General features: G+C 43.4%; 12 protein-coding genes and 1 tRNA gene. 10 read left to right on the forward strand and 3 right to left on the reverse strand.

Annotated elements, in window-relative coordinates; genetic code table 11:
* Positions 1-2: 2 nt before the first annotated feature.
* A complete protein-coding gene (lptG, locus tag R7Q41_RS20725) occupies positions 3-1,073 on the forward strand; it encodes an LPS export ABC transporter permease LptG (RefSeq protein ID WP_005381071.1) in 1,071 nt (356 codons plus the stop codon).
* A gap of 87 nt (positions 1,074-1,160) precedes the next feature.
* Here the strand turns inward: lptG and R7Q41_RS20730 are convergent, their stop codons facing one another.
* Both R7Q41_RS20730 and R7Q41_RS20735 read right to left on the reverse strand, forming a co-directional pair.
* The gene (locus R7Q41_RS20730; protein ID WP_005381070.1) at positions 1,161-1,640 is read right to left on the reverse strand and encodes an RDD family protein; all 480 of its coding nucleotides are present in this window, start codon (positions 1,638-1,640) and stop codon (positions 1,161-1,163) included.
* Positions 1,641-1,824: 184 nt separating this feature from the next.
* Complete coding sequence (locus R7Q41_RS20735) at positions 1,825-3,093, reverse strand: DUF2254 domain-containing protein (protein WP_225466679.1); 1,269 nt, start codon at positions 3,091-3,093, stop codon at positions 1,825-1,827.
* Positions 3,094-3,320: 227 nt separating this feature from the next.
* On the opposite strand from R7Q41_RS20735, the gene R7Q41_RS20740 reads away from it, so the two are divergent.
* Both R7Q41_RS20740 and R7Q41_RS20745 read left to right on the forward strand, forming a co-directional pair.
* The gene (locus tag R7Q41_RS20740) at positions 3,321-3,986 is read left to right on the forward strand and encodes an SDR family NAD(P)-dependent oxidoreductase (RefSeq protein WP_213886858.1); all 666 of its coding nucleotides are present in this window, start codon (positions 3,321-3,323) and stop codon (positions 3,984-3,986) included.
* 190 nt (positions 3,987-4,176) lie between these two features.
* A tRNA-Leu gene (locus tag R7Q41_RS20745) sits at positions 4,177-4,261 on the forward strand.
* Between the two features lie 246 nt (positions 4,262-4,507).
* On the opposite strand, the gene R7Q41_RS20750 is transcribed toward R7Q41_RS20745, so the two are convergent.
* A complete protein-coding gene (locus tag R7Q41_RS20750) occupies positions 4,508-5,791 on the reverse strand; it encodes a carbohydrate-binding protein (protein ID WP_005381066.1) in 1,284 nt (427 codons plus the stop codon).
* A 247-nt stretch (positions 5,792-6,038) separates the two neighbouring features.
* Here R7Q41_RS20750 and R7Q41_RS20755 point away from each other — a divergent pair, with 247 nt between their 5' ends.
* The 7 genes from R7Q41_RS20755 to R7Q41_RS20785 all read left to right on the forward strand — a co-directional run bounded on the left by R7Q41_RS20755 (position 6,039) and on the right by R7Q41_RS20785 (position 12,725).
* Positions 6,039-6,344 carry a PTS sugar transporter subunit IIB gene (locus R7Q41_RS20755; protein WP_065274866.1) on the forward strand — a complete coding sequence of 102 codons (306 nt, stop codon included), beginning with the start codon at positions 6,039-6,041 and terminating at the stop codon, positions 6,342-6,344.
* Between the two features lie 87 nt (positions 6,345-6,431).
* Positions 6,432-7,766 carry a PTS sugar transporter subunit IIC gene (locus R7Q41_RS20760; protein ID WP_206971005.1) on the forward strand — a complete coding sequence of 445 codons (1,335 nt, stop codon included), beginning with the start codon at positions 6,432-6,434 and terminating at the stop codon, positions 7,764-7,766.
* Positions 7,767-7,817: 51 nt separating this feature from the next.
* Positions 7,818-8,129 (forward strand): PTS lactose/cellobiose transporter subunit IIA, encoded by a 312-nt coding sequence (locus tag R7Q41_RS20765; RefSeq protein ID WP_031777269.1) that lies wholly within the window; start codon positions 7,818-7,820, stop codon positions 8,127-8,129.
* Positions 8,130-8,141: 12 nt separating this feature from the next.
* Positions 8,142-9,464: a 6-phospho-beta-glucosidase gene (locus tag R7Q41_RS20770; RefSeq protein ID WP_318109218.1), complete on the forward strand. Its 1,323-nt coding sequence runs from the start codon at positions 8,142-8,144 to the stop codon at positions 9,462-9,464.
* An 18-nt stretch (positions 9,465-9,482) separates the two neighbouring features.
* Positions 9,483-10,238, forward strand: a complete 756-nt coding sequence (gene chbG / locus R7Q41_RS20775) for a chitin disaccharide deacetylase (RefSeq protein ID WP_213970011.1) — start codon at positions 9,483-9,485, stop codon at positions 10,236-10,238.
* A gap of 104 nt (positions 10,239-10,342) precedes the next feature.
* Entirely contained in the window at positions 10,343-11,341 is a 999-nt protein-coding gene (locus R7Q41_RS20780) for a LacI family DNA-binding transcriptional regulator (RefSeq protein WP_005381031.1), read from the forward strand.
* Positions 11,342-11,471: 130 nt separating this feature from the next.
* Positions 11,472-12,725: an HD-GYP domain-containing protein gene (locus tag R7Q41_RS20785; RefSeq protein WP_005381029.1), complete on the forward strand. Its 1,254-nt coding sequence runs from the start codon at positions 11,472-11,474 to the stop codon at positions 12,723-12,725.
* The last annotated feature ends 487 nt before the right edge of the window (positions 12,726-13,212 follow it).

The following is a 13,212-nucleotide window of genomic DNA, read 5'->3' on the forward strand; positions in this document are numbered from 1 at the left end:
CTGTGTTCAAAATCTTAGACCTTTACATCGGTAGAACCATCATCTCTACCACTGCCTTGGTTTTAGCGACGTTTGTTGGCTTATCGGGCATCATCAAATATGTAGAACAGCTACGTAAAGTAGGGCGAGGTGTGTACGACCTCACTCATGCGTTGTACTTTGTGTTACTCAGTGTGCCGCGTGATATCGAAATGTTCTTTCCAATGGCGGCATTACTCGGTGCCCTTATCGGCTTAGGTATGTTGGCTTCAAGCTCTGAGCTGGTGGTGATGCAAGCTGCTGGTTTCTCTAAGCTGGATATCGGGTTATCGGTACTCAAAACGGCCGTCCCGCTCATGATTGTTGTTATGGCGTTAGGTCAATGGGGCGCTCCTGAGGCCCAGAAGATGGCCCGTGACTTACGTGCGTTTGCGATATCAGGTGGTAGCATTGTGTCTGTGCGCTCAGGTGTGTGGGCTCGTGACGCAAACGACTTTATCTTTATAGGTAAAGTCGAAGACGACAAGCTTTATGCTTTAAATATGTGGCGTTTTGATGATGATAAGAATCTACAAAAAGTTATTTTCGCCGAAGAAGTCGACTACCAACAAGATAACAACTGGCTGATGCGCTACGTACAAATTACGGACATGGAAAATGAAAACGTAATTTCAAAGCAAGACATCGAACAGATGGAGTGGCACACCTCTTTGGCACCGGATAAGCTAGCTGTGGTGACCGTGAAGCCAGAAGAACTGTCACTGAGCGGTTTGTATGATTATGTGACTTACCTAAAAGCATCGGAACAAGATGCATCTCGCTATGAGTTGGCGTTTTGGCGTAAGTTGACTCAGCCGCTTTCAATTGCTGTGATGATGTTAATGGCGCTATCTTTTGTTTTCGGTCCACTCAGAAGCGTGACCATGGGGGCAAGGGTATTGTCGGGCGTGGTTGCCGGGTTTACTTTTTACATATCCAGTGAGTTCTTTGGCCCATTAAGCTTGGTGTATGGCATATCCCCAGTGTTTGGTGCTTTGGCCCCGAGTTTGGTGTTCTTAGCTATTGCGATTGCACTGCTACGAAGAAAGCTATAACTGAAGCATCATCGAATAAACCAAGTTTTACCGAACCAAATGTAAAAGGAAGGCATTACGCCTTCCTTTTTTGTGTTCCTAGACAAGTTAATTTGCCTTAGGTAATACAACAACCTCTGTTTTGGCCCAAATGTCGTGGAAACCACGTTTCTTCGGATCAATCGGTACAGTCAAATTTGCCAAGCCAAAGCCAGATGTCGAAATACGAATCAGAGCTTGAGTTACCGTAATTGGTGCTCCGTCTTTGGCATTGCGAACTCGAAGCTTCCAAGCGCGCATCCCAAGAGTTTGTCCTGCTCGCGTCCAGAAGAACACAAAGAAATATATCCACACACCCGCAAGATAAAGTGTAAATAGAGGGCTCAATACAGGGTGCTTTCCGAGCATATCTGCGGCATCAGCGTACTCGCCATAGCTCAACAATCCTGCTGCATTTAGTGCAAACACAACGGCCATAACAATACCTGCGGCCATCATTTCAATTGCGATAATAATCAATGTGTCGTAAATCAACGCTGCAAGTCGACGAAAGAGACCAGCAGGTGGAAGAGTTGTAGACGTTGTCATTATTCCATCACTTACCTTAAAAATTGTGCGTCAGAATATAGATTCCCTCACCAAGAGAAAAGAGACCTAACGCACAGAGTCTTTAATTGTGTATAAACGAAGAGACTTTTCTGCCCTACGTTATCAGCACATGTCATGATACACGAGGCCGTGCAGCAATATGTTTCAACTGAATTCGACTCTCTTAACCATTGGCTCTTTGGTCTGTGACCAGATTAGATAGTTGAGAGAGTTGGTGTTTCTCATCTTCGGTATAATGTTGGCTTAATGAAAGCTCTAAAGCTTTTTCTGACAGCTTGATTGCTGGTGACAAAAATAACTTAGGGTGCATACTAGAGAGAGCTAGCAAGGCCTTTTGTAGGCGAATCTGTATTTGGAGTTGCGCTGCACCATCGTGTGCTATCGGCAAAAAGACATCATCAAACAAATCCTGGCAGCTCAATGCGGGCACAAATAGTCTAGGATATCGAGTTTTGGTAGGCGGCTCACAGAGTAGGTCTCCCCATAATGAAAGTGCTCGTACAGAACGCCCAAGAACGTCAATCGCGGTGCCATTATCATTTACAGCCGGAGATAGTGCTCGTGAGGCGATTTCCGCCATAACGACTAAACCAAAGCGAGGGTCCTGATCATATGAACGCTCCGTTCGAATCGTGAAGGCTGCCGTTACTTCGCTTTCGTCTGGCAACTCTCCACAAACCCAAGCCAATGGTTGACCTACGTACACAAAACTTCCCGGTTGTCGCTCAAGGTAGATGGTGCATTGGTATGCTTCAGCAATACTATCGAGATGATGCATATCAACATGCTGTAAGTAGCCAATTTCTTGGCTCAAAATAGGTTTACTTCCTCTGGGTTTATGTTCTGGGTGGCTCCACGGGTGAGCACCTAGCCAACGCTCTTTGCCCCGTTTTCTTATCGCATCTAACAAGGCTTGCTCCACGTATGAAGTGGTTTCACTGACCCTTCCTAGTACGGAAAGGTGCTGAATCCAACGTAGCAGAGTGAGTATGATCATCACGATTACGGCGATAGTCACGATGAACAGATAAATTTGTGCTTGTTGATGATAGGCCCCAATACCTAGCGCGATAATTCCTACCAAACTAAATAGAAAAGAGCCAAGAAAGGTTGCTAAGGCATTTTGTGTTGTGCTGTCTTCCATCAACAGTTTTGTCGCTCGCGGCGTTACCCCTGCACTAGCGGCACTGTACGCTGAGACCATAATATTGAGAGAGAATGTAGTCACTGCAAGCATGGAGGTTGCGAGGATATTTAATATGTTGTTCAACAAATCCTTGCTGACGTTGATGGCAGGGGGCAGAGTAATGAACTGGTTTAAAACAATCGACATTAAGGCGGTAGCAACAGCTAGTAATGCGTAGAGTGACGTCCGGACCCACAGTTTTCGTGTCATCTGTTTCAGTAACCACTGCCATTTTGACCCAGTCATTCTTTGCTCCTATTCAGTTCTCACTAGAAAGTCGATAGAAAATTCAGAAAGTTATTCTTGCTTAAGCATAGGTTAAATGCCCGTCGTTCTGCTTGATATTTCATGCATCACGAAAGTAAGAAAGCTGCTTGCTTCAAAGAATGGTGCTCTTGAGGTGTGAATTACCACGATTCTGTTACCTTAATTGATAGATGAATTAAAAGTATGTGATTGAAAAGAGGTAGCGCATGATTGTAATTACAGGTGCAAGTAGCGGCTTAGGGGCGGAACTAGCAAAGCGTTATGATGCGGAAGGCAAAGAGACGTATGTAATAGGAAGAAATACAGAAAAACTATCCGCACTAGCAAAACAACTCTCTCATAACGTTGGTTATCAAGCTTGCAACCTCTCATTGCACCAAAATGTGAAACAGCTCTTTGATGGGGTGAAACAGTCCCCTGAAATGGTCATTCATAGTGCGGGAAGTGGTTATTTTGGCTTACTGGAAGAGCAGGAGCCGGAAGAGATTCAAAAGTTGATTGATAACAACCTGAATTCTGCGATTCATGTGCTAAGAGAGTTAGTAAAGCGTTACAAAGATCATCCAATAAAAGTGGTCATGATCATGTCCACAGCCGCGCAACAACCTAAAGCGCAAGAGTCTACGTATTGTGCAGTGAAATGGGCCGTCAAAGGATTAATTGAGTCGGTTCGTTTGGAGCTAAAAGGAAAACCTATGAAAATTATCGCGGTTTATCCTGGTGGAATGGATACGGAATTCTGGAAAACAAGCGGCAATACGATGGACACGAGTCACTTCATGCAAGCAGAAGATGCCGCAGAGATGCTCCATAATGCGTTGTCGAGCATTGGGAATGGTTATGTTTCTGATATTACAGTGAATAGAACTTAAAAAGAGTTTCGTATACTCATTTTCATCTGGAAGAGTAGTAGAAAATGGAGCGTACGTTTCTTATGAGTACAGCTTTGTCACACTTTGTGGCGAAATTATCAGCAAACGATAGTTATTTAAGGTATTTCTGCTTGCGCAGGTCAAAAGCTTACGTATAATGCCAACCATCAAAGGGCAATAGCCCAAAGATGCCGGTGTGGTGAAATTGGTATACACGACGGATTCAAAATCCGTTGCCTTCGGGCGTGGCGGTTCAAGTCCGCCCACCGGTACCATATTAGAAAGGTCGCTTTTATAGCGGCCTTTCGTCGTTTTAGGTGTTTGAAAATATCAAAAGGAAGTTAGCGTTGCCTTCGCGGTGGCGGCAGGAATGCCAGTCCAATCAACTCCGTCCACCGGTACCATATTTTAAGACAGAGCCTCGATGAAAGTCGGGGCTTTGTTGTATCTGGATCTTCAAAACAAAAAAGCGCGAGGGGTATGCCTCGCGCAAACTACTACATGGTGATAGTAGGAACAGCCTATAGAGCTGTGAACAAGGTATTTTGAGTGTTCGGAGTCCAGTCTGCTTGGGACACGTGCGGTACATCAACTAGATAACGCAAACCTTGATAAGTCACCACATCACCTTGTTTATAGGAAACATTCTGAGTCCAGTTAGTGGCTGGGTCTGCATTTGTCCAAAGGCTAGAGGTTGGAGACGGTGCCCAATCTTGTTGCGCAGTATGGTTTGTTACAGCCTGGTATACAGTACCTAGGTGTAAGACGTAATCGCCAGCGTCGTAGTTATGACCAACTTGCCAGTTCGGTGTGTAGTTATCCATTGTGTCGAAGTCATAACCCGCTTGTTTTGCTAACTGTATAAACTTAGCGAGCTTAGGTAGGTTTTGCGTTGCACCCATGCCACGCTTACCATCTTCAAATAGGAACTCGTGAGTTAATACGATAACTTTATCGGCGTGTAAAGGTGTACCACATGGGAACTCTTGAGCTTTGGAGTTGATCGGGTTAATCGTTGTTGGTGCACAAGTGTTTAACGCGGAATCCACATATCCAAGAAATGCTTCTGCTTCTGTAAGGCTGTTTGCTGGCATTTCAATGCCCCAATTTTCGGGTGCCCAGTCCACATCCCAACCGTGAGTTTGATAGCCGTTATTCGCCAGGATATTTTGAACCTCGATAGCTGCTTTTACACTGTTGGATGGGTTGGATGTATCGCATACATATCCTGGTTCCCAAGGTTTCAGGTCATCAGACGTGGCACATAACCCATCTGCTTTGAAGTCTTTCGTCACGCGCCAACCGTTGGTGTAGGGCAGTCTAGCAAACTCTGTTGCCTTGTAGTTCGGGTAGCTTGTAATGTTCGGCAAATACTTTGCTAACACAGATAAGTTTTCCGTAAACATTGAGGCATCGTAAACAGGATCTTGATACGAGTTAAGCTGGTGGTCCCCGGTCGCATTACACTCCGCAGCACTGTTCGGTCCAAACTCATCCACGCAGTTGTGCACCATGTGATCGTAACTGTGGTTCGCAACAATATGACCAGTGTCTAATGCGAGCTTTAAGGCTTCTAGGGAACGGTCTTCATTCTCATCACCAATTCCATCTAAATGCCAAGCATTAAAGTAAAACGTCGCTTTGATATCTTCCTGGTTAAGTACTTGAATAACGTCAATAGATGCATTGATTGGTCCATCATCAAACGTTAGATAAATTGTGCCTTTAGAGTCGGTTTGAGCAAATGAGTGTTGTGATAGTGCGGCACTTACAAGCGTTGCAATAGCCAATTTATTAAATTTCATTCTCTATTCCTTTTAAGAAATTAATAACGACGTTGTCAGTAGTAAAATATTGATAATTTGAAAATTAATGTGATGTTTTAAATTATTTTATAACTTTTATCCTAGACCTAAATAATTACAAAAAAATAGGTGGTATTTTCTAAATTGGGATTGTGTTCACGAATAATGCAACCGGTTGCGCTTTTTTGTCTTGGTTATTTTTGCTACAGTTTTTGCAGGTTGAAATTTACACAACGGGAGTAAGGCTATGAAAAAGATCCTTTTATGCTGTAGCGCAGGGATGTCAACCAGTATGCTTGTTAAGAAAATGGAGCAAGCTGCTGAAAATAAAGGAATTGAATGCAAAATTGATGCGATGTCAGTGAATGCATTTGAAGATGCAATTAAAGAGTACGATGTTTGTCTTCTCGGGCCTCAAGTACGTTTTCAGCTAGAAGAGCTAAGAAAAACGGCGCAAGAGCATGGTAAAAACATTGACGCGATTTCTCATCAGCATTATGGAATGATGAAGGGAGAGGAAGTACTAGAGCAAGCATTAGAATTAATTAACTAAACCATAGTTTTAAATTAAAAAGATAACTGTACATCAAATATAAATATTTGATGCGGGATTCTTTTGCCTAAAATAAGGATGGATTCTATGAAGCTTTATGACGCAATTATAGGCGCAGTCGAAAAGCATATAGCCCCTATAGCAGCTAAAGTGGGGAATCAGCCCCATGTTCGCGCAATGAGAGACGGTTTTATTGTCGCAATGCCGTTTATTATTGTCGGTAGTTTCATTTTGATTTTTGCATTCCCCCCATTTGCCGAAGATACAACCTTTACTTTTGGTCGAATTTGGCTCGATTTCGCCACTACACATTTTGATACCATAATGATGCCCTACAACATGTCGATGGGGATCATGACCATTTTTGTTTCGCTGGGCGTTGCTTATAGTTTAGCGAAGGCTTACAAGATGGATGGGATCACGAGTGCTGTATTGTCACTAATGTCTTTTTTACTCATTGCGGCCCCAGCTAAAGATGGCGCGTTGTCTATGTCTCACATGGGCGGAACCGGGATCTTCACCGCAGTGATGTGTGCATTTTTCTCGGTGGAGCTCTACCGTTTTATGAAAAAGCACAATATTACGATTCGCATGCCAGAGCAGGTGCCACCGGCGATTGCGCGATCATTTGAAGTATTGCTACCAGTCTTAGCGATATTCACTACCTTATATCCACTTAGCCTTTTCGTACAAACCCAGTACGACATGCTGATTCCAGACGCTGTTATGGCTATCTTTAAACCTCTAATTAGTGCGTCTAACTCATTGCCTGCCATTATTGGCGCTTTATTGCTTTGCCAGCTGCTTTGGTTTGCGGGTATTCATGGTGCTGCAATTGTTGTTGGACTGCTTTCTCCAATCTTTTTGACCAACATTGGTGCCAACATTGAAGCCTTTGTTGCAGGTGAACCGATTCCAAACGTATTTACTCAACCGTTCTGGGATTTTTACATCTTTATTGGCGGCTCTGGTGCAACACTTGCTCTTGTTATGCTGATGTCGTTTAGCCGTTCTGTTCACCTTAAGAGCATTGGTCGAATGAGTGCGGTGCCTGGCTTTTTCCAAATCAACGAACCAGTGATCTTCGGTAGCCCAGTTGTGATGAACCCGACCTTGTTTATCCCGTTCGTCTTCGCTCCAGTCATCAACGCTACGATTGCGTATTTTGCTGTGCATGTCGGCTTTGTGGGTATGGGTGTCGCTACAACACCTTGGACAACACCGGCACTGATAGGTGCTTCGTGGGGTAGCGGTTGGACCTTTGCGCCAGTATTGCTCGTCATTGGTTTATTGGTTCTTGATCTAATCATCTACTTCCCATTCTTCAAAATGTTTGAGAAGCAAATGTTGGAGCAAGAACTACCAACGACGAAGGAAACTAAAGGTGACACGCAGCCGTCAGGCGAAGGCGTTACTGCTTAACTGTGCTTAATGGGCCGCAATTACCGCGGCCCGATTTTCGGAGAGAAAATAATGGAACAAGAATTGGTTGTGATGGAGATCATTTGCAATGCTGGTGAAGCCAGAAGTTTAAGCTACGAGGCATTGCGTTTATCTCGAGAACAAGATTTTGAAGCGGCTGATGAGAAGCTCTCTCAAGCAAGAGAGTGCATTAATAAAGCCCACTTAATACAGACTCAGCTTATTGAAGAAGATCAGGGAGAAGGGAAAGTCCCGATGACGTTAGTGATGGTGCATGCTCAAGATCACCTAATGACTACGATTTTGGCTCAAGAGATGGCTGTAGAAATCGTCGCACTGAACAAAAAAATCTCGAACAAATAAAGGGGGATGAAAATGTCTAGAGAGGCGATCAAACTTGCCATTATTGGCGGTGGTAGTAGCTATACCCCGGAATTGGTTGAAGGGGTTATTAAGCGCTTAGAATATTTACCCGTTAAGAAGATTCATTTTGTGGACATTGAGTCAGGAGCTGAGAAGCTTGAGATCATCAAAGGATTGGCTCAGCGAATGGTCGATAAAGCCGGAGCAAAAATTGAGATAAAAGCCGGTTTCGATCGCCGTGCTGCGATAAAAGATGCGGATTTTGTGATGACGCAGTTTCGTGTTGGTGGCCTTGCTGCACGCGCTAACGATGAGCGAATCCCAATCAAGTACGACGTCATCGGCCAAGAAACAACGGGCCCTGGTGGTTTTGCTAAAGCACTGCGAACCATTCCGGTCATTCTTGATATCTGTAAAGACATTGAAGAGTTGGCTCCAAACGCATGGATGCTCAATTTCACCAACCCAGCGGGTTTAGTTTCCGAAGCGGTCAGTAAGTACACCAAAGTAAAGAGTATTGGTTTATGCAATGTGCCCGTTTCAATGGAAATGATGATTGCAGAAATGATGGAGTGCGAGCCAAAAGAGCTACAACTTGAGTTTGCTGGGTTAAACCATCTCGTGTGGGTACACAAAGCATGGCTCAATGGGGAAGATATTACTCAAACGGTATTAGAGAAAGTCGGTGATGGTGCCAACTTCAGTATGAAGAATATCTGGGAAGAGCCGTGGGATCCTGCATTTCTAAAAGCACTGAGGGCGATACCATGTCCTTATCATCGCTACTTCTACCAAACTGATGCCATGCTTGCTGAAGAGAAACAAAGTGCCGATGAAAAAGGCACTCGTGCTGAGCAGGTAATGGAAACAGAAAATGCGCTATTTAAGCTCTATCAAGATCCTACCCTCGATCATAAGCCGAAAGAGTTAGAGGAGCGGGGTGGTGCTTATTATTCTGATGCATCACTGAACCTGGTTGATTCAATTTATAACAATCGTAATAGTATTCATGTTGTTAACGTTTTAAATAATGGAGCGATCAACGGCCTACCTGACGATGCTGTGATTGAATGTAGTGCCGTGATTGGTAGCTGGGGGGCGAAACCTCTTGCGGTTGGCGAGTTGTCAAACAATATCAAAGGATTAATCCATCAAGTTAAAGCGTATGAGCAGCTAACAATAGAAGCTGCTGTCGAAGGTAATTATGACAAGGCGCTTATGGCATTAACCAATAACCCATTGGTGCCTGACATTGGCCGCGCCAAGTCAATCCTGGATGATATTCTGGCGGTGAACGCTCCGTATTTACCTCAATTTAAACTAACGACGTTGTAAGACTAAGGAAGGGCGCCGATGAAAGTCATTTTTAATGCTGATGATTTTGGTTTAACGAGAGGTGTAAATAACGGCATCGTTAAAGCTCATCGGCAAGGTGTGGTTCATTCAACCACCATGATGGTGGGTATGGATGCTGAGCAACATGCCTTAGAACTAGCTCGCCATAATCCAGACTTGAAAGTTGGCGTTCATCTTAGGTTTACAGCAGGTGTGCCTATAACGAAGCATCGTAACTTGACTAACGGCCGAGCGCACTTTATCAACTATGACGAACTTTGGAGTAAGCAGGACTTCGAAACTCAGGTCGTTTATGATGAAGCAAAAGCTCAGGTGGAACATTTTTTATCGCTTGGGTTGGAGCTAAGCCACTTAGATAGCCATCATCACGCGCATACTCACCCTCAAATTTTGCCCGTTATTAAAGAAGTAGCGAATGAATACCGAGTGCCACTGCGGGGCACTGGCTTGTGTCAAGAATCGATGACAATCAGGTATATCTTTACTGATGAGTTTTATGATCAAAAAGTGAGCTTGGATGGCTTAATGGCACATCTATTGAGCTTAAAAGCTGACTATGACTTGGTTGAGGTGATGTGCCACCCGGCAGAGGCCGATCAGGCGCTTATCTTAAAGAGTGGCTATGCGCTTCAGCGAGAGCTAGAGTTACAAGTTCTTACCTCTCCCATTTTAAAAGAACAGTTAGCTCATCATGGTATAACTGTCACGGATTACTCTGAGCTTGTTTCTACCAATCAAATGGTCGGTGTATGATTAAAGGCTGCCAGCTTCGCCCCCTATAGCACCTTACGAATTGCTGGCAGCCGTTCTACACAAACGAATATTTAATAACAATTGCAGTTGGACCCAATAGCATTATGGCAAGGATTAAAGATGTAGCCGAACTCGCCGGTGTAAATCGCTCTACCGTTTCTCGAATTATTAATGGAGAGGGGAAATTTCGCGAGGAAACTCGAAAAAAAGTAGAGCAAGCTATGGCGCAATTGAATTATCGTCCCAGTGCAATTGCTCGTTCACTCGCAACCTCATCCAGTAATATGGTTGGGTTATTGGTGACTTACTATACGGGGGGCTTCTTTGGCGAGATGATGGAGCAGGTTCAGACCGAGCTGGATATTCATAAGAAGTTTTTGATTACAGCTCAAGGCCATCATTCTGCACAAGGTGAAAAAGAGGCAATTCAGCGTTTTAATGATTTACGTTGTGACGGCTATGTACTTCATAGTCGTTATTTGTCAGATGATGACTTACGTGAACTAGCTAAACAGCCAACACCTTTCGTTCTCCTGGATCGCTACGTGGAAGGAATAGAAGAGCGTTGTGTTACCTTTAACCATCATCATGCAAGCCGTATTGCCGTTGAGCACCTTTTAGCTGGTGGTCATCGAAAGATTGCTTGTATTGCCGGTCCATCCCAACGTCATAACAGTGTATTGAGAAAGCTTGGGTATATTGATGCAATGAAGGATGCTGGTATAGATATTGATGAAAGCTGGTGTGAAGAAGGGAATTATGGCCGGCAAAGTGGTTATGATGCAATGGCTGCAATTTTACAACGACACCCTGATGTGACGGCTGTCTTTTCGTGCAGTGAAGAAATGACGGTTGGCGCAATGCAGTACTTACACGAGCATAGTATTTCTGTACCAGAGCAAATCTCATTAACTAGCTTTGACAGTGTTGATCTTTGTGAAAGTCTTTACCCTACAGTATCAGCAGTGCACTTTCCTATTAGTGACATGGCCCGTGTAGCGGTACAAACGTTAATGGGGCTAGTCAAAGATCAAGAAGTAATAGACAAGCCAGTATTCGAGGCCAAGCTTAAAATACGCAAAGCAGATCGTTCCTTAAAGTAGCTTACTTCTATCTAATTAAGTGAGTCGCTTAGAAATAACGGTTTGATGTTTTGATAGTTACTGATGAATTTATTCACAAAATTTACTAGTATTCTAACTCTCTTAAGAAATATAAATCAGTAGTGAATAAGTGGCTGCCATTAAACTAACGGTCGATCGTATTCAACCCGGATTACATATCCGTCTTCCGCTAAAGTGGAACGATCACCCCTTTCTACTCAATAGCTTTAAGATTAAAGACCAAGAGCAAGTCGAGATGATCCGCCACCTCGGCGTAAAGTTCGTTTACTTTAATCCAGAGCAAAGCGATGCCGTTCCACTCCCTGTTGATCAAAGACAAGCTGACAGAGTAACAAACGAAGCGTCGTTAGATCATGAAACTCAAAAAATGTGGCAAGAAAAACAGAACCGCATAGAAAAGTTAAGTGCATACCGTCGACGCGTGATTCAGTGTGAAAAAGAGTTTGAGCGCTCTCTGGCACGTATGCGTTCAGTCATGACTAAAATCCGTAACCGTCCGACAGCAGCAGTTGATGAAGCAAAGCTTCTTATTGAAGATATCGTCGAGAAGTTAATGTGCGATGATAATGTTACGTTACATCTGATGAACGGAAAAAATGAGTTTGAAGATATTTATTTCCACTCATTGAACGTGGCTGTTATCTCGATGATGATTGGCCGTGCTAAAGGGTACTCAGCAGCACAGTTGAAAGAGCTTTCCTTCTCCGCACTATTCCATGATATCGGGAAAATAAAAATCCCGACTGCAATATTAAGAAAGCAACTACCTCTAACAGAGCCAGAAACCAACTACTTAAAGTTGCACACTAAATATGGCGTCGATCTTGCGAGTCAAATCGAGGCTTTTCCCGAAGTCGCGAGAATTGTGATCGCGCAGCACCATGAGCTAAGAGATGGGTCTGGTTATCCTAAAGGCCTGAAAGGAGATGAGATCAACGAGTTTGCTCAAATTATTGCTGTAGCCAATGCGTTTGATAACTTGTGTCATACACCGATAGTCTCAGATCAAAAGATTCCTTATACCGCACTCTCTCATTTATATAAGAACTGTAAACACCTATATAAAGAAGAGAACCTGAACATCCTAATTAAGTTTATGGGCGTGTTTCCTCCGGGTACCGTAGTTCAGCTTTCTAATAATATGGTCGGCCTGGTTATCTCAGTGAATGCATCGCATTTATTATTCCCGAATGTCTTGGTTTACGATCCATCAGTACCAAGGACGCAAGCGCCAATCATTGATCTTGCCTCAAAAGATATAAAGATAGTTAACGCGATTCATCCGTCAAAATTACCGGATAAAGTAAAAGAGTATCTAAATCCGCGTTCGCGTATTTCTTATTTCTTTGATAGTGATGAGTAGTTATCCACAGCTTTTTGTGGGTAAATTGTATAAATCCTGAGTGTTATTTCTGGGTAATTTTAGGGTTGGATGGAAAGTATCCATTTGGCATGTTTTTTTAGAAAAAATGCATTTTTAGTATTGCCAAAGAAAATCTTCTCCCTATAATGCGCATCCATCGACACGGCAGACGCCACAAGGCTTTAGCAGGGTCGAAGAGGTAAAAAGCTTCTACAAAAAATTAGTTTAAAAAAGTGTTTGACACTAACAACTAAATCGCTAGAATGCACCTCCGCTTTGAGAGAAAAACTTCTCGCAAAGCAAGCTCTTTAACAATATAGACCTATCAATCTGTGTGGGCACTCGTTGATGATAATCCAATTAGATACCTCGGTATCAAATTAGGTTTCAATGAAACGAAGTGACCATTTGAATTGGGAAGCAGCCTTGAGCTGTTTTGTTTTACTTTTTCAAAAGTAAAAACCAATAAGAGCACAGTCAATTCAAA

The sequence above is a fragment of the Vibrio sp. 2096 genome (genome assembly GCF_033339595.1).
Lineage (GTDB): Bacteria > Pseudomonadota > Gammaproteobacteria > Enterobacterales > Vibrionaceae > Vibrio > Vibrio alginolyticus.

Excerpts from the sequence above, each read along its gene's own strand:
- R7Q41_RS20730 (WP_005381070.1), bottom strand. The coding sequence starts at position 1,640 with ATGACAACGTCTACAACTCTTCCACCTGCTGGTCTCTTTCGTCGACTT.
- R7Q41_RS20735 (WP_225466679.1), bottom strand. The coding sequence starts at position 3,093 with ATGACTGGGTCAAAATGGCAGTGGTTACTGAAACAGATGACACGAAAA.
- R7Q41_RS20740 (WP_213886858.1), top strand. The coding sequence starts at position 3,321 with ATGATTGTAATTACAGGTGCAAGTAGCGGCTTAGGGGCGGAACTAGCA.
- R7Q41_RS20750 (WP_005381066.1), bottom strand. The coding sequence starts at position 5,791 with ATGAAATTTAATAAATTGGCTATTGCAACGCTTGTAAGTGCCGCACTA.
- R7Q41_RS20755 (WP_065274866.1), top strand. The coding sequence starts at position 6,039 with ATGAAAAAGATCCTTTTATGCTGTAGCGCAGGGATGTCAACCAGTATG.
- R7Q41_RS20760 (WP_206971005.1), top strand. The coding sequence starts at position 6,432 with ATGAAGCTTTATGACGCAATTATAGGCGCAGTCGAAAAGCATATAGCC.
- R7Q41_RS20765 (WP_031777269.1), top strand. The coding sequence starts at position 7,818 with ATGGAACAAGAATTGGTTGTGATGGAGATCATTTGCAATGCTGGTGAA.
- R7Q41_RS20770 (WP_318109218.1), top strand. The coding sequence starts at position 8,142 with ATGTCTAGAGAGGCGATCAAACTTGCCATTATTGGCGGTGGTAGTAGC.
- chbG (WP_213970011.1), top strand. The coding sequence starts at position 9,483 with ATGAAAGTCATTTTTAATGCTGATGATTTTGGTTTAACGAGAGGTGTA.
- R7Q41_RS20780 (WP_005381031.1), top strand. The coding sequence starts at position 10,343 with ATGGCAAGGATTAAAGATGTAGCCGAACTCGCCGGTGTAAATCGCTCT.